This window comes from Roseateles sp., from assembly GCF_039595295.1.
Lineage (GTDB): Bacteria > Pseudomonadota > Gammaproteobacteria > Burkholderiales > Burkholderiaceae_C > Roseateles.
This window is the reverse complement of the sequence record NZ_JBCNLU010000003.1, coordinates 68,134-83,711: the sequence shown is the minus strand read 5'-3', so window position 1 is coordinate 83,711 and position 15,578 is coordinate 68,134. Positions and strand designations below refer to the sequence as shown.

Sequence of the window (15,578 nt, the reverse complement as noted above, 5' to 3'; positions counted from 1 at the left end):
GGAATGCGGCCGGTTCGGCCTCTTTTACCAGTCGCGCAGCTTCACGCGCAACCGGGCAATCGCTTGGCTGTGCAGCTGGCACACCCGCGATTCGGTCACCTTCAACACCGCCGCGATTTCCTTGAGGTTCATGTCGTGCTCGTAATACATCGACATGACATAGCCCTCACGCTCCGGCAGGTTCTTGATCGCCTCCACCAGCGCCGTGCGCATGCGGTGGTCCCGCAGCATGGCCATCGGATCCGAGGCCTCGTCGCTGACGTGGCGGTCCAGATAGTCGTCGCTGTCGTCGTCCCCGGAGATGTCCTCCAGATAGACCAGCTGCGTCCCGCGCACCTTGCCCAGCATCTCCTGGTACTCGGCCAGCGGAATGCCCATCTCGGCGGCGATCTCCGATTCCTGCGGCGCGCGGCCGAGCTTCTGCTCCAGCTTGTGCACCGCCGTCTCGATCGAGCGCTGCTGACGACGCGAGCCGCGGCTCATCCAGTCGCTGCCGCGCAGCTCGTCCAGCATCGCGCCGCGAATGCGCTGCGTCGCGAAGGTCTCGAACTGCACGCCCTGCGCCGTGTCGAAGCGCGACAGCGCATCCGTCAGACCGATCAGGCCGACCTGGATCAGATCGTCCAGCTCCACGTTGGCGGGCAACTTGGCGATCATCTGATGCGCCAGACGCCGCACCAGCGGGCTGTACTGGCGAATCAACGAGTTGTTGTCGAGTTGACCCTTGGCGGTGTACATCTTCTCGTCTCCCATCCGAGGTCAATGCGCAGCCAGTGTCGCACCCGGCTGGGCGCGACCTGCCTTGGGTTGCCACATCGGCCGCGGCCTCAGCGGCATCGCGTCGGCGGCGCTGTCCAGCGCCGCGCCCGGCACCGAGGCCAGCAGCAGCTCGCGCGCCATGTGACGCAGCTCATGCGTCAGGGGGGCGCTCACCGGCTGGCGAGGGTCCATGCAGGCCCACTCGCGCAGCACCGCGCCCAGAAATCCGTCTCCGCAGCTCGACAGCTGCTGCGCGATCCGCTCCGCCAGTCGCAGCTGCGGATTGCAGGCCAGCAGCAGGCTGTAGACCATCAGACCCGCGCGCTGCGTGAGCCACTTCATGCCGGCGTAGGCGTGGGTCACGCTCTGCACGTCGGTGTCGGCCAGCAGCACCGGACGCACCTCGCGCGAGACCAGCACGCGGCTCAACTCCGCCGCGCTCGCGTGCAGCAGCACGACGTCGGCGAATGGCGCCGCATCGGTCACCGCTTCCAGGAACTGCGCGGCCGACCCGTTCGCGTTGATGTAGCGCAGCGGCAGTCCGCGCGCGGCCAGGAAGGACACCTTGGCCGACAGCGGCTCCACACACGCGGCCAGGTCCACCGCGGCCAGATCCGACGCGACGGCCGCCTGCTCGCCGGCGTCGACCACCAGGGTGTGCAGGCCCAGCTCGCCGAAGGCGGCGCACAGCCCCTCCAGCAGCGAGCCGCTGCCCACCACATGCGGGTTGCTCACCACCGGCACCACGCGCACGCGCGCCGTGGCGAACAGGCGTCGCAGGCCGTCGGCCTGGTCCTTGGGAGCATTGCTGAAGTCGCGCATGGGCTGCTCTTGTCTTCTTTCGAGTTCGCTCCAGTCCGCAGAGACTGCACCACGGGAGCCGTTACCGGAAGTTTCGCCCCGAGGCCCTCCCCGTGACGCGGAATTGAAAGGGGGAAACACCCCGCTTTTCTCGACCGGTCCGGGGCGGGTCCGACCCGGACCGCCACCCGCTTCCGGCAGCGCCCTCCCCCGGTTTCCATCTCCGGAAACGAAAAAGGAAGGGCCATGCCCTTCCTCGTTTCTAGAACCTTCGCCCCGTTTGGGCAACCCGGACCGCTGACTGACCATCCGGTCAGTTCCCGCCGCGGGCGCCACCGAGGGCGGTTCGCTCAGTTCAGGCCCATCGGCGAGACACCCGGCGTCGCGCCGACCGAGCCGGCCGCGAAGATCAGGTTCACGTCGGCCGAATCCATGCGCCAAGCGGTCTGACCGTGGCTGCGCAGCGCGCGCTGCACCAGCGCTTGCGCCGACAGGCGATGCCAGTCCTCGGGCACGCGCTGGCCGTTGGTCACGCCCAGCACGCGCAGCTTGTGACGGATCACCGTGTCCAGCGCCGGGGCCAGCTTCACCGCCTCGTCCAGCTTGGACAGGATGACGCCCTGCGCCTCGGTGCCGCGCCAGGCGCCGACCACGTCCTCGATGGTCTCGCCCTGCTGCGCCGCGTTGACGACCAGGATGCGCTTGATGTTCTTGTGCGCCAGCATGTCCAGCAGCTCGGCGGTGCGGCTGTCGCGCTGGGCCGTGCCGGCCGTGTCGATCAGCACCATCTTCTTGCTCGACAGCAGATCCAGCAGATCTTCCAGCGAAGCGCGGTCATGCGCCGTGTGCACCGGCACGCCCAGGATGCGGCCGTAGGCGCGCAGCTGCTCGTGAGCGCCGATCCGGTAAGCGTCCAGCGTGATCAGGCCCAGCTGGCTGGCGCCGTACTTGGTGGCGAAGGCCGCGGCGATCTTGGCCGTCGTCGTGGTCTTGCCCACGCCGGTCGAGCCGATCATCGCGAACACGCCGCCCTGGTCTTCCAGCGGGGGCAGTTGCTCGGCGGTCTGGACGTTGCGCGCCAGCACGCCGGAGGCCCAGGTGTGGGATTCCGATTCCTCGGTCATCGTCGCGGGCAGGCCCTCGACCAGCTTGCGCACCAGGGCCGGCGAGAAACCGGCATCCAGCAGCTTCTGGGTCAGGCGCGCCTGCGCCGGCTGGCGCTGCAGCTTCTCCATGAAGGCCAGGGCGCCGAAGCGCTCTTCGATCATGCCCTTCATGGCGCGCAGCTCGGTCATCATCTCCGCCTCGCGGCGGGTCGACGGCATGTCGTTCAGCGGATGCGAGCCACCGAAGCCGGCGGCGATGCCGCTCAGATCTTGCGACGGCTGCACGCGGATCTCGTCGCGCAGCACCGGCGGCACCACGCGCGGCGCTGGGGCCGGCGCGGCTTGCTGCTCGTAGCCGCGCTCGTCGACGCGGCGGGCGCCCAGGGTCTGCATCGCGGAGCGGGCGCGCTGATCGCGCTGCGCGGCCATCGAGGCGACCGACTCGGCCATCTGCTGCGACTGCGACAGGCGCGCCGGGGCCGGCTCGTCCATCATCGGATCGGGCTGTCCGTTGATCTCGGCGGCACGGCGCTTGAGCATGCGCTCGCGCACGTAGTCCTGGAAGGACAGCGTGCTCATGGCCATCGCGTTGACGTCGTCACCGACCGAGGCGCCCAAGCCGGGCTCGCGCGCCTCACGGCTTTCGCGGCCGGCCGGCGCGGCGGACAGACGCTGCTTGAGCGCCTGTCGCGGTTGCGCGTCGGCGGGACGCTGCGGGGCGGCCTGGCGCGGCGCGGCGGCGCGGGGCGCCGAAGCGGCCACGCGCTCGATCTGCGACATGCCTTCGGGCGCCATGGCCAGCACCTCGACGCCTTCGGGGCACGACTTGTTCGAGAGCACGACCGCGTCTTCGCCGAAGGCCTGGCGGACCAGGGCCATGGCTTCGCGGGTGTTGCGGGCGGTAAAGCGTTTGACGTTCATGCCGTGCCTCCGATGATGGAGCCGATGCGGATCGTGTGCGTTTCAGGGATCTCGCTGTGTCCCAGGACCTTCAGCCGCGGCGCAGCGCGCTTGAGCAGTCGGGCCAGAGGGGCACGGATGAGATCGGGCACCAGCAGGCAAGCGGGCAAACCACGGTCCTCTTGGGACTGGGCGGTCTGGGCGGCACTCCGTGCAAGCGTGTCCGCAACGCCGGGATCCAGCGCCGCACCGTGCGGCGAGTTCAGGGCTTGCGTGACCAGACGCTCCAGCTCGGGCTCGAGGGCGATGACGTCCAGTTCCTTGGCCGGACCGTAGATCTGCTGCACGATCGCCGGAGCGATGTGGATGCGGATGCGACGGGCCAGCTCGGCCGGGTCGGTCGTCTGCGTGGCGTTCTCCGCCAGGCTTTCGACGATGGAACGCATGTCGCGGATGTGCACGCCCTCTTCCAGCAGGAACTGGAGGACTCGTTGCAGGGTGGCGACATTGACCATCTTCGGAATCACGTCTTCGATGAGCTGAGGCGCTTGCTTGGTGAGGTGATCCACCAGCTGCTGGGTTTCCACCCGGCCCAACAATCGGGCCGCGTGAACTTGCAGCAAGTGTGAAAGATGCGTGGCCACCACGGTCGCGCAATCAACGACGGTAAAGCCCGCCATTTGCGCCATTTCCCGTTGCCGCTCCTCGATCCAGACCGAGGGCAATCCGAAGGCGGGATCCGTGGTCGCGGTTCCGATCAGCTTCTGCGTCGCGTGACCGGGGTTGATCGCCAGCCACATGCCCGGGTAGGCCTCGGCCTCCCCGATGACCGCGCCGCGCAGCGTGACGCGGTACTGGCTGGGGCGCAGCTCCAGGTTGTCGCGGATGTGGACGGACGGCGGCAGGAAGCCGATTTCCTGGGCGAACTTGCGGCGCACACCCTTGATGCGGCTCAGCAGGTCGCCCTCGCGGGACTTGTCCACCAGCGTGATCAGGCGGTAGCCCACTTCCAGGCCCAGCGTGTCCACCGGCACCAGGTCGTCCCAGGACGCCTCGGCATCCGGATTCGGCGCGCCGGGTACGGCGGCGGCGGGCTTGGCGCGGGACTCGGCGGCCTGCTTGGCCTGTTCCTTGGTCCGCATCCAGTAGGCCAGGTAGCCCAGGCCGCCCGCGATGATCAGGAAGACCAGGTGCGGCATGCCCGGGATCAGGCCCAGGACGAGGACCACGCCCGCGGTGATCGCGACCGCCTTAGTCGAGCCGAACATCTGCGCGCCGATCATCTGGCCCACGTCCTTGTCCTTGCCCACGCGGGACACGACCAGCGCGGAGGACACCGAGATCAGCAGCGCCGGGATCTGCGCCACCAGCGCGTCGCCGACCGCCAGCAGGATGTAGCTGTCGGCCGCCTGCGCCGCGGGCAGGTTGTGCTGGACCATGCCGATGATCAGACCGCCGACGATGTTGATGAACAGGATCAGCATGCCGGCGATGGCATCGCCGCGGACGAACTTGGAGGCACCGTCCATGGAGCCGAAGAAGTCGGCTTCGTCGCCCAGCTCGGCGCGGCGGCGCTTGGCTTCCTTCTCGTCGATCAGGCCGGCGCCCAGGTCGGCGTCGATCGCCATCTGCTTGCCGGGCATCGCGTCCAGGGTGAAGCGCGCGCCGACCTCGGCGATGCGCTCCGCACCCTTGGTGACCACGATGAAGTTGATGACCACCAGGATCGCGAACACGATCAGGCCGACGGCGAAGTTGCCGCCGATCAGGAAGTGGCCGAAGGATTCGATCACCTGGCCGGCCGCGCCAGCGCCGGTGTGGCCTTGCATCAGCACCACCCGCGTGGAGGCGACGTTCAGCGACAGGCGCAGCAGCGTGGTGATCAGCAGGACGGTGGGGAAGGCGGCGAAGTCCAGCGGCTTGACCATCTGGGAGGCCACCATCATCACCATGATGGACATGGCGATGTTGAAGGTGAAGAACAGGTCCAGCGCGAACGGCGGCAGCGGCAAGACCATCATCGCCAGCACCATCATGATGGCGATGGGCGCCCCGAGCGCCTGCAGGATCGCAGCGCGGGGACCGATCAGCTGTTGCAAACGGGCCATCAGCTCGTTCATCGGGTCTGCCTTCGTGTTCAAACACCCGACACCGCCGTCGGGCCCCGCCATTGTTCGACGGGTCGGTCCTTCGCTTTAGCGCGATAAGCGGGGGATTCCCCGTCGATATCAGGCCGGCGTGCCCTCGGGGAAGGCGTCGTCCGCCTCGTCGGCCGGCGGGGTCCAGCCGGGCTTCTTGTGCGGGTCGAGCTCGTCGGGCACCGGCGGGTTCGGCACCGCCTGCGGCGCCATGCCCTGCCCCTTCATCGCCGCCTTGAGCTGATAGACGTAGGCCAGTACCTGCGCCACCGCGCCGAACAGCGCGCCGGGGATCTCCCGGTCCAACTCGGCATGGGCGTACAGGGCACGGGCCAGGGCCGGCGCCTGCAGCACCGGGACCTTGTTCTCCTTGGCCAGATCGCGGATCTTGAAGGCCAGCAGGTCCATGCCCTTGGCCACCACGCGCGGGGCGCCCATCTTGGTCTCGTCGTAGGCGATGGCGACCGCATAGTGGGTCGGGTTCATCACGACCAGGTCGGCCTTGGGGACGGCGGCCATCATGCGGCGCTTGACGATCTCCCGGGCCTTGGCGCGCATCTTGTGCTTCATCTCCAGGTTGCCTTCGGCTTCCTTGAGCTCGTTCTTGGCTTCCTCGCGGGACATGCGCAGCCGCTTCAGGTACTGGAAGCGCTGCAGCGGCACGTCGATCGCGGCGAACAGCGCCAGCGCGATGCCCAGCAGCGTCAGACCGCCCATCAGCTGCTTGCCGGCAAAGGCCAGCGCCGCCGGCAGCGGCACCGACATGATTCCCACGAAGCCGGCCACCCGGTCCTTGAGCGCCAGCGCCCCGATGATGCCCAGCACGATGGCCAGCAGCACCGCCTTCAGCGCCTGCATCAGGTGCTGCCACTGGAACAGCCGGCCGAAACCGGTCAGCGGATTCAGATTCGAGAACTTGGGCGCCAGCGGCTTCATGGTGAAGTTCCAGCCGCCCCCGGCCAAATGCGCGGCGATGGCCGCCAGCGCCAGGATCACCATCGCCGGCAGCGCCAGCATCGCGCCCTGCCAGGTCAGCAGCGACAGCCGCTCGGTCATCATCCCGGCGGTGCGCAGTTGTTCGGCATCGAAACGCAGCGCGCCCTCCAGCATACGCTGGAGCTTCTCGACGGCATACGGCGCGGTGGACGCGAGCAAGGCGCCGCCGGTGACCATCACCGCGAAATGCGGCAGATCCCGGGAACGCGGCAGCTGACCCTCCTTGCGCGATCGTTCGATCTTTTTCTGCGAGGCGGGTAAGTTGCGGTCTTGTGCGTCTTGATCGGCCATGTGCGGGTCACGGCCCTATGCCGTGGTGCCGCCATTGTTCGGCCGAAGCGCCCCGGGCCTTGGTCCGATAAGGGGCGGAAATCCGGCGGTCTTCACCGCCCTGCCCGCCCGCCTCCGGGAGGCGGACGCCAGAAAACGGAAACCCGCGCCGAGGCGCGGGTTTCGGGGGCGAGCGACCAGCGCTCGCGCTGCGGTCGACGCGGGCTCAGAAGCCCAGCGAGGCCAGCAGGTCGTCGACTTCGGACTGGTTGGCCACGACGTCGGTACGGCCTTCGTGGCTGACGACGGGACCCTGCAGGATGCTGGGATCGACCTTCTCGCGCTGCTCCGGCGGGACGACCGAGACCAGCAGCTTCACCAGCGAATCTTCCAGGTCGTTGGCCAGCGTCACCACCTTGGCGACGACCTGGCCGGTCAGGTCATGGAAGTCCTGCGACAGCATGATGTCGGTCAGGTGCGTGTCGATCTTGGTGGTCGAGGACTCGACCTCCTTGACGAAGTTCAGTACCGCGCCCGAGGCCACGGCCCGCACCGGATCCGCCGTGATCGCCTGGGCCATCGCATTGGCGGCCTCGGTGATCTTGACGTGCTCGGCCTTGGCCTGGTCGACCGAGTTCAGCACCTTGTTGGCGGCGTCGGCGGTCTTGTTGGCGATGTAGGTCAGGCGGCTGCGCGCGTCGGGCAGCCCGTCCGTGGCGACCTGCAGCTTGGGCATCACGCCCAGCTGTTGCATCGTGTCGTGCAACACGCGCGTGATCGTGCCGATCTGTTGGAACACCTCGGGCGAGACCATCAGGGGCTCGTTGGTCTGCGAGGTCAGTTTGGCCAGCTCTTCCATCTGCATGGTGGACTCTCCAGCATCAGGCCGCGGCGGCCAGCTTCTGCATGATCTTCTGGACTTTTTCTTCCAGAGTCGCTTTGGTGAAGGGCTTGACGATGTAGCCCGCCGCACCGCTTTGCGCCGCCAGGACGATGTCCTCCTTGCGGGCCTCGGCCGTCACCATCAGCACGGGAAGGTGCTTGAGCGTCGCATCTTCCTTGATCGCCTTGAGCAGCTCGAAGCCGTTCATGTTGGGCATGTTGATATCGCTGACGACGAAGTCGAACTTCGCCTGTTTCAGCATGCTGAGGGCCTCGACGCCATCTTCCGCCTCTTCGGCGTTGTTGTAGCCGATCTCCTTCAGCAGACCGCGCACGATCCGGCGCATGGTCGAGAAGTCGTCGACGATCAAGAATTTCATGTCAGTGCTCATGGCGTTCCTCTGGGGGGACTGGAGGGCTAACGACGGCTAGTCGATTCTTTTGCGGTGTTCCTGTCCGACGGGGACTCGGAGTCGGGCGCATCCGGAGCCTTATCGGCTCGCGGGCGCGGAACTTGAGAGCATCGGCGCGCTGGCCGCGGCATCCGCCGGTTCGTCGTCCTCGTCGGGCAGGTTCTTCAGCACCGCATCCTCGGCATCGCGATTCATCACGATGATGCTGATGCGGCGATTGATCTGGGCATTGGGGTCTTTCGGAGCGAGCAACTTGCTCGACGCCAGACCTTGCACGCGAAGCACCCGGGCATCCGGCAGACCGCCCGCCACCAGCTCGCGTCGCGAGGCATTGGCACGGTCCGCCGACAGTTCCCAGTTGCTGTAGCCACGCTCGCCCGCAGAAAAGGGTTGCGCATCCGTATGACCTTCCAGCGTCAGCCGGTTGGGCACCTCGGACAGCACGCCGCCCAGTTCCTGCAGCAACTCGCGCATATACGGTTTCACCACCGCGCTGCCACTGTCAAACATCGGACGATTATTCTCGTCCACGATTTGGATACGCAAGCCCTCGCGAGTCATGTCGAGCCGGATTTGCCCACCTAATGCCGCTAATTTAGGGTTGTCGGCGATGATTTTCTCGACCTTGTCCTTGAGCTGCTGCAGACGCACGCGCTCAGCGCGTCGCTGCTCCTCTTTCAGCGCCTTCAGATTGATGGTCTTGCGCGGGGATTCCACGTCACCCGCCTTCACCTGACCGGTCTGGCGCGTCAGGTCCTGACCGCCGCCCTTGATGATGTGCGAGGCGTCGCCCGAGCCCGAACCGCCGAACATCGCCACCTTCAGCGGAGAGGCGAAGTAATCGGCGATGCCCTTCTTGTCGCCCTCGGTGGTCGAGCCCAGCAGCCACATCAGCAGGAAGAAGGCCATCATCGCCGTCACGAAGTCGGCATATGCGATCTTCCAGGCGCCGCCATGGGCGGCATGGCCGCCCTTCTTGACGCGCTTGATGATGATGGGCTGGAGTTTCTTGGCGTCACCGGCCATGGGATGTCACTCCGATCACTTCTTCTTGACGTGGCCTTCGAGCTCGGCAAAGGTCGGGCGCTCGGTCGAATACAGCACCTTGCGTCCGAATTCGATCGCGACCTGCGGCGCATAGCCCTGCATCGAGGCCAGCAGCGTGGTCTTGATGCACTGCAGCTCCTTGCCGGCCTCGTCGACCTTGGCCTCGAGCGCCCCCGCCAGCGGTTCGGCGAAGGCGTAGGCCAGCAGAATCCCCAGGAAGGTCCCCACCAGCGCCGAGCCGATCATCCCGCCCAGCACCGCCGGCGGCTGACCCACCGAGCCCATGGTGTTCACCACGCCCAGCACGGCGGCCACGATCCCGAAAGCGGGCAATCCGCCCGCCAGGCGCTGCAGCGCGATCACCGCGAGGAAGGCCTCGTGATGGTGCGTGTCGATTTCCGCGTCCATCAGCGATTCGATCTCGTGAGCGTTGAGGTTGCCCGAGACCATCATGCGCAGGTAGTCGGTGATGAATTCGGCGACGTGGTGGTCGTTGCCCACCGTCGGGTACTTCTGGAAGAGCGGCGAGCTGTGCGGATCCTCGACGTCCTTTTCGATGGACATCAGACCCTCCTTGCGCGCCTTCTGCAGGATGTCGTAGAGCAGCGCCAGCAGCTCCATGTAGCGGGCCTTGGTGTATTTGCTGCCCTTGAAGCAGTCGCCCAGGCCCTTCATCGTGGCCTTCATGACCTTGGGCGGATTGGTCGCCAGCATGCCGCCGATGGCCGCGCCGAAGATGGTCGTCATTTCGAACGGCAAGGCATGCAGCACGACGCTGATGTTGCCGCCGTGTGCGATGAAGACGCCGAAGATGCAGGCCAGGGCAAGCACCCAACCGATGATGACAAACATGGAAATCGTTCCGTCTTGAAGTTGCCGCCGCGTCCCCTCGCGGTACGGGTCGTCTCATCCCTTATCGACCGGCTCCCCGCCCGCTTGAGCCCGACACGGCTCGGTCGGTGACATCAGCGGGCGCCGATCGGACGTCGTTCTCGAATCCTGGATCTTTGGGCGCTGATCCCCGCGGCCGATTTCAGGCCTGGAGGTCGCGCGCCCGGTAGACATACAGCTGATGGCGCGTGCCCGTGTCCAGCTGCGCGAAGACCGCCTGCCCCGGCAGCGGGAAATCCAGGCTCACCAGCCAGCTGCCCGGCCGCAGTTCCGAGCGCGCCTTGTCCAGCGCGCGTGGCATCGACTCGGGCCGCTGGAACAGGTAGACCAAGTCCACGTCGCGCCACGACTGGGCCCACAGGTCGCCCCGGGCGATCTCGGCCCAGGGGCAGCGCAGGCGGGCCAGCAGCCACAGGAAGGCACTGTATTCAATCCCCGCCGGGCGGACGCCCGGATAAGCGCGGCGAAGCGCCACCAATCCGTCGCCCAGCCCGCAGCCGGCGTCCAGCACACGGGCGCCGTCGTGCAGCTTCACACGCTCGGGCAAGGCCTTGAGCGCGTCATGAGGGGTGGGAAACAGCGGCGCGTCGGTCCAGCCGCGGCGCGGATAGGCCAGCAGCAGCACGGCCAGCGGGACCAGCCAGATCCAGGCCGGCAGGTCCGAGCCCGTGGCCAGCAACGCGAGCGGGAAACCGCCCGCGACAATCAGCCGGCGCCAGGTCTGTCGATGGAGGCAGGCGAAGATCAGCCCCAGGCCCGAGGCGATCAGCACCGCGGGCCAGCCCGGACCGAGCAGACGCCAGACCGCGAAGCACGCGGCCCAACTGAGCAGCGCCAGCGTGGGCCAGCGCAGGGCGGAGGGGGAATGGTCGCCACCGGCGGCGGCGCGAGGAAGTCGGGCGGCCATTCGGTGCCGCCGCTCAATGCATCTGGATGCCGCCGGCCGCCTTGCCCTTGCCGGCGCGTGCCGGAGGGTTGCACAGGCCGCAGACGTAATGCTTGGCGACCTCGTGCGGATGCGTCACGAAGTGGCCGCCGCACTTGCTGCACTTGGTCATGGTCAGCATGCCGTTGTCGACGAACTTGACCAGGCGCCACGCGCGCGTCACCGACAGCAGCTGCTCCAGGCCCTGGGCCTTGGTCTGCTCGTCGTAGAGCTGGAAGGCCTTGATGACCACGTCGATCTCGTCCATCTCCGCGACCTTGTTCAGGTACTCGTGGATGTTGAGGAACAGCGAGGCGTGGATGTTGGGCTGCCAGGTCATGAACCAGTCCGTCGAGAACGGCAGCTGGCCCTTGGACGGGCTCTTGCCCGAGACTTCCTTGTACAGGCGCAACAGGCGCTCGTAGCTCAGGTCCGTTTCCGACTCCAGCACCTGCAGGCGGGCGCCCAGGTGGATCAGCGTCACGGCGCGCTCGATCTGCTTGGCTTCGGTCAGGATGGACTTGGTGCGCATGTCGGTGTCTCCGGCTTCAGTTCGGTCGGACGGCGTCGATCACTAGCTTAGGCGGCTTCTTGATGACGTCCAGCCATCAGGATGGACGCATGCAGGCGGGACACGCTGTCGTTGGCGGCCGGCTTGCCGTGCGAGGTCAGCAGGTTCCACACCAGGTCGTCGTCCATGCGGAAGCGGCACAGCAGCGTGTTGCCCGAGGCGATCTTCAGCATCTGGGCGGCGCTCAGCGTGTTCAGCAGAGCGGCGGTTTCTTCCGAGATGCCCAGGCGGAACAGGGCTTGCTCGCGGTCCGCGCGGATCAGGCTCTGAGCCAGCATCAGGTAGGACAGATTGGCTTCGCGGATCTCGGCGAGGATTTGGTCGGCGTTCATCGTTCGGCTCCTGCGGGGGTCTCGGGGTGTTCGTTGCTGCGTTTCAGCGTGATACGAACTGTAGAGATCCCCACAAGAAGCCAACATCAGGTCGCTTCCATCAACAGGTTAGGGAGCGCGCCGACGCGCTTGTCAGACAGATTCCTACACGGTGCCGGATCAGCGCTATTTCGGCCGTCCTATTTGACGGATCGATGACGCGCTCTGAGCGCTTGCGCCTCTTCGGCTCGCCCCGTCGCTTCGAGCACCAGCGCCAGGTTGTGCGCCGCCAGATGACTGCCGCGTCCCGCGACAGCGCCCGATTGGCCGGGCTGCTCGCCGATCTCCAGGCAGCGTCGCCAAGCGTCCTCGATCATCGGAATCAGGACCTCGGACTGCTCCGGCGTCTCGGCCGCCCAGTCGAGCAGCAAGTCGCCCAGCGCGAAGAAGAAATCCGGAGACTCCGCACAAAGGTGCAGTTGCGTTTCCGCGAAGACCATACCATCCGCATGGCGCTTCAGCGACTTGAGTCCGAACAGCCGGCGCGCGACCAGATCGAACCACCAGGGCGGGCGCTGCGATTCGTCGTTCAATGCCCCTTCGGCCGCATCGGTCGGAGGGGTCAAAGCGGTCAAGCACTCGACCGCATTCGCGAAGGCGACTTCCGCATCGGCGAAGCGGTCATAGACCGAGTGGTCCTTGCCGAGCTGATACCAGAGATACGAATTGGCCGGATCGCCCTGAATCTCCGCGACCAGCAGTTGCGCGTTGCGCCCCTGCTTCACGTGAAGCCGCTCCGGCAGATAGCCGTCATGCGCGACCTGAATGGGCAGCGCGCGAATCGGCAATGAATGGACGGGCTGCTCGTGAATGCGCCCGGTGTAGCGGACAGCACCCGGCAGCACACGGCTCAATCGCGATTGCGCGGTGCCGCCGTCGAATTGGTCGTGCAGATCGATCGTGCCGATGAACTCTGGGGCGGTCAGTCGAAGCGCATTCAGCGCCGCCCCACTGCCCTCCCCGATCAGCCATTCATCGGCGTCGAGGACCACATGCCAGTCCGCGCCCGCAGCGTCCAGCGCCGCATTGCGCGCGGCCGCGAAGTCATCGATCCAAGTGAAATGCGCGACCCGCGCGCCAGCGGCTTCGGCCAGTCGCACGGTGTCGTCGTTGGAGCCGGTGTCCATGACGAGCATGTCGTCGACGAACGGACGAACGCTGGCCAGCAGCCTCGTGATCGTGGCCGCTTCATTGCGGGCGATCACGACGAGACAGCTGCGCCAGCGCATCGGGGATTGAGGCTTGAATTCGAGAAGGAATCGGGGCGATTCGGGCGGAGATTCGATGTCGATGCGAGCCGCGCCGAATCAATGCATCTGGATGCCGCCGGCCGCCTTGCCCTTGCCGGCCCGCGCCGGGGGGTTGCACAGGCCGCAGACGTAATGCTTGGCGACCTCATGCGGATGCGTCACGAAGTGGCCGCCGCACTTGCTGCACTTGGTCATCGTCAGCATGCCGTTGTCGACGAACTTGACCAGGCGCCACGCGCGCGTCACCGACAGCAGCTGCTCCAGGCCCTGGGCCTTGGTCTGCTCGTCGTAGAGCTGGAAGGCCTTGATGACCACGTCGATCTCGTCCATCTCCGCGACCTTGTTCAGGTACTCGTGGATGTTGAGGAACAGCGAGGCGTGGATGTTGGGCTGCCAGGTCATGAACCAGTCCGTCGAGAACGGCAGCTGGCCCTTGGACGGGCTCTTGCCCGAGACTTCCTTGTACAGGCGCAACAGGCGCTCGTAGCTCAGGTCCGTTTCCGACTCCAGCACCTGCAGGCGGGCGCCCAGGTGGATCAGCGTCACGGCGCGCTCGATCTGCTTGGCTTCGGTCAGGATGGACTTGGTGCGCATGTCGGTGTCTCCGGCTTCAGTTCGGTCGGACGGCGTCGATCACTAGCTTAGGCGGCTTCTTGATGACGTCCAGCCATCAGGATGGACGCATGCAGGCGGGACACGCTGTCGTTGGCGGCCGGCTTGCCGTGCGAGGTCAGCAGGTTCCACACCAGGTCGTCGTCCATGCGGAAGCGGCACAGCAGCGTGTTGCCCGAGGCGATCTTCAGCATCTGGGCGGCGCTCAGCGTGTTCAGCAGAGCGGCGGTTTCTTCCGAGATGCCCAGGCGGAACAGGGCTTGCTCGCGGTCCGCGCGGATCAGGCTCTGAGCCAGCATCAGGTAGGACAGATTGGCTTCGCGGATCTCGGCGAGGATTTGGTCGGCGTTCATCGTTCGGCTCCTGCGGGGGTCTCGGGGTGTTCGTTGCTGCGTTTCAGCGTGATACGAACTGTAGAGATCCCCACAAGAAGCCAACATCAGGTCGCTTCCATCAACAGGTTAGGGAGCGCGCCGACGCGCTTGTCAGACAGATTCCTACACGGTGCCGGATCAGCGCTATTTCGGCCGTCCTATTTGACGGATCGATGACGCGCTCTGAGCGCTTGCGCCTCTTCGGCTCGCCCCGTCGCTTCGAGCACCAGCGCCAGGTTGTGCGCCGCCAGATGACTGCCGCGTCCCGCGACAGCGCCCGATTGGCCGGGCTGCTCGCCGATCTCCAGGCAGCGTCGCCAAGCGTCCTCGATCATCGGAATCAGGACCTCGGACTGCTCCGGCGTCTCGGCCGCCCAGTCGAGCAGCAAGTCGCCCAGCGCGAAGAAGAAATCCGGAGACTCCGCACAAAGGTGCAGTTGCGTTTCCGCGAAGACCATACCATCCGCATGGCGCTTCAGCGACTTGAGTCCGAACAGCCGGCGCGCGACCAGATCGAACCACCAGGGCGGGCGCTGCGATTCGTCGTTCAATGCCCCTTCGGCCGCATCGGTCGGAGGGGTCAAAGCGGTCAAGCACTCGACCGCATTCGCGAAGGCGACTTCCGCATCGGCGAAGCGGTCATAGACCGAGTGGTCCTTGCCGAGCTGATACCAGAGATACGAATTGGCCGGATCGCCCTGAATCTCCGCGACCAGCAGTTGCGCGTTGCGCCCCTGCTTCACGTGAAGCCGCTCCGGCAGATAGCCGTCATGCGCGACCTGAATGGGCAGCGCGCGAATCGGCAATGAATGGACGGGCTGCTCGTGAATGCGCCCGGTGTAGCGGACAGCACCCGGCAGCACACGGCTCAATCGCGATTGCGCGGTGCCGCCGTCGAATTGGTCGTGCAGATCGATCGTGCCGATGAACTCTGGGGCGGTCAGTCGAAGCGCATTCAGCGCCGCCCCACTGCCCTCCCCGATCAGCCATTCATCGGCGTCGAGGACCACATGCCAGTCCGCGCCCGCAGCGTCCAGCGCCGCATTGCGCGCGGCCGCGAAGTCATCGATCCAAGTGAAATGCGCGACCCGCGCGCCAGCGGCTTCGGCCAGTCGCACGGTGTCGTCGTTGGAGCCGGTGTCCATGACGAGCATGTCGTCGACGAACGGACGAACGCTGGCCAGCAGCCTCGTGATCGTGGCCGCTTCATTGCGGGCGATCACGACGAGACAGCTGCGCCAGCGCATCGGGGATTGAGGCTTGAATTCGAGA

At 66.4% G+C, this 15,578-nt stretch carries 16 protein-coding genes; all 16 read right to left on the bottom strand.

Going from position 1 to position 15,578, the window contains the following annotated elements; genetic code table 11:
* Positions 1 to 24: 24 nt before the first annotated feature.
* The 16 genes from ABDW59_RS03600 to ABDW59_RS03525 all read right to left on the bottom strand — a co-directional run bounded on the left by ABDW59_RS03600 (position 25) and on the right by ABDW59_RS03525 (position 15,553).
* The gene (locus tag ABDW59_RS03600) at positions 25 to 738 is read right to left on the bottom strand and encodes an RNA polymerase sigma factor FliA (protein WP_343628091.1); all 714 of its coding nucleotides are present in this window, start codon (positions 736 to 738) and stop codon (positions 25 to 27) included.
* A gap of 21 nt (positions 739 to 759) precedes the next feature.
* Positions 760 to 1,581 carry a flagellar biosynthesis protein gene (locus tag ABDW59_RS03595; protein WP_343628090.1) on the bottom strand — a complete coding sequence of 274 codons (822 nt, stop codon included), beginning with the start codon at positions 1,579 to 1,581 and terminating at the stop codon, positions 760 to 762.
* 329 nt (positions 1,582 to 1,910) lie between these two features.
* Positions 1,911 to 3,587 carry a flagellar biosynthesis protein FlhF gene (flhF, locus tag ABDW59_RS03590; RefSeq protein WP_343628088.1) on the bottom strand — a complete coding sequence of 559 codons (1,677 nt, stop codon included), beginning with the start codon at positions 3,585 to 3,587 and terminating at the stop codon, positions 1,911 to 1,913.
* Positions 3,584 to 5,686, bottom strand: coding sequence for a flagellar biosynthesis protein FlhA (gene flhA, locus ABDW59_RS03585; protein ID WP_343628085.1), 2,103 nt, complete (start codon positions 5,684 to 5,686; stop codon positions 3,584 to 3,586). The genes flhF and flhA overlap by 4 nt, the downstream gene beginning before the upstream one ends.
* 108 nt (positions 5,687 to 5,794) lie before the next feature.
* On the bottom strand, positions 5,795 to 6,991 hold the full coding sequence (locus tag ABDW59_RS03580) for a flagellar type III secretion system protein FlhB (protein WP_343628084.1): 1,197 nt from the start codon (positions 6,989 to 6,991) through the stop codon (positions 5,795 to 5,797).
* A 205-nt stretch (positions 6,992 to 7,196) separates the two neighbouring features.
* Positions 7,197 to 7,835: a protein phosphatase CheZ gene (locus ABDW59_RS03575; RefSeq protein ID WP_343628083.1), complete on the bottom strand. Its 639-nt coding sequence runs from the start codon at positions 7,833 to 7,835 to the stop codon at positions 7,197 to 7,199.
* Between the two features lie 16 nt (positions 7,836 to 7,851).
* A complete protein-coding gene (cheY, locus tag ABDW59_RS03570) occupies positions 7,852 to 8,244 on the bottom strand; it encodes a chemotaxis response regulator CheY (RefSeq protein ID WP_067068202.1) in 393 nt (130 codons plus the stop codon).
* Positions 8,245 to 8,343: 99 nt separating this feature from the next.
* The gene (gene motB, locus ABDW59_RS03565) at positions 8,344 to 9,291 is read right to left on the bottom strand and encodes a flagellar motor protein MotB (protein ID WP_343628079.1); all 948 of its coding nucleotides are present in this window, start codon (positions 9,289 to 9,291) and stop codon (positions 8,344 to 8,346) included.
* 15 nt (positions 9,292 to 9,306) lie between these two features.
* Positions 9,307 to 10,164, bottom strand: coding sequence for a flagellar motor stator protein MotA (motA, locus tag ABDW59_RS03560; RefSeq protein ID WP_067068208.1), 858 nt, complete (start codon positions 10,162 to 10,164; stop codon positions 9,307 to 9,309).
* A 181-nt stretch (positions 10,165 to 10,345) separates the two neighbouring features.
* Positions 10,346 to 11,110, bottom strand: a complete 765-nt coding sequence (locus tag ABDW59_RS03555; protein ID WP_343628077.1) for a class I SAM-dependent methyltransferase — start codon at positions 11,108 to 11,110, stop codon at positions 10,346 to 10,348.
* A gap of 13 nt (positions 11,111 to 11,123) precedes the next feature.
* Entirely contained in the window at positions 11,124 to 11,660 is a 537-nt protein-coding gene (gene flhC / locus ABDW59_RS03550) for a flagellar transcriptional regulator FlhC (RefSeq protein ID WP_067068212.1), read from the bottom strand.
* 47 nt (positions 11,661 to 11,707) lie between these two features.
* Entirely contained in the window at positions 11,708 to 12,031 is a 324-nt protein-coding gene (flhD, locus tag ABDW59_RS03545; protein WP_343628076.1) for a flagellar transcriptional regulator FlhD, read from the bottom strand.
* A 179-nt stretch (positions 12,032 to 12,210) separates the two neighbouring features.
* Positions 12,211 to 13,299, bottom strand: a complete 1,089-nt coding sequence (locus ABDW59_RS03540; RefSeq protein ID WP_343628074.1) for a glycosyltransferase — start codon at positions 13,297 to 13,299, stop codon at positions 12,211 to 12,213.
* A gap of 78 nt (positions 13,300 to 13,377) precedes the next feature.
* Entirely contained in the window at positions 13,378 to 13,914 is a 537-nt protein-coding gene (flhC, locus tag ABDW59_RS03535; protein WP_067068212.1) for a flagellar transcriptional regulator FlhC, read from the bottom strand.
* 47 nt (positions 13,915 to 13,961) lie between these two features.
* Entirely contained in the window at positions 13,962 to 14,285 is a 324-nt protein-coding gene (flhD, locus tag ABDW59_RS03530) for a flagellar transcriptional regulator FlhD (RefSeq protein ID WP_343628076.1), read from the bottom strand.
* Between the two features lie 179 nt (positions 14,286 to 14,464).
* Positions 14,465 to 15,553, bottom strand: a complete 1,089-nt coding sequence (locus ABDW59_RS03525; protein WP_343628074.1) for a glycosyltransferase — start codon at positions 15,551 to 15,553, stop codon at positions 14,465 to 14,467.
* Positions 15,554 to 15,578: the final 25 nt, after the last annotated feature.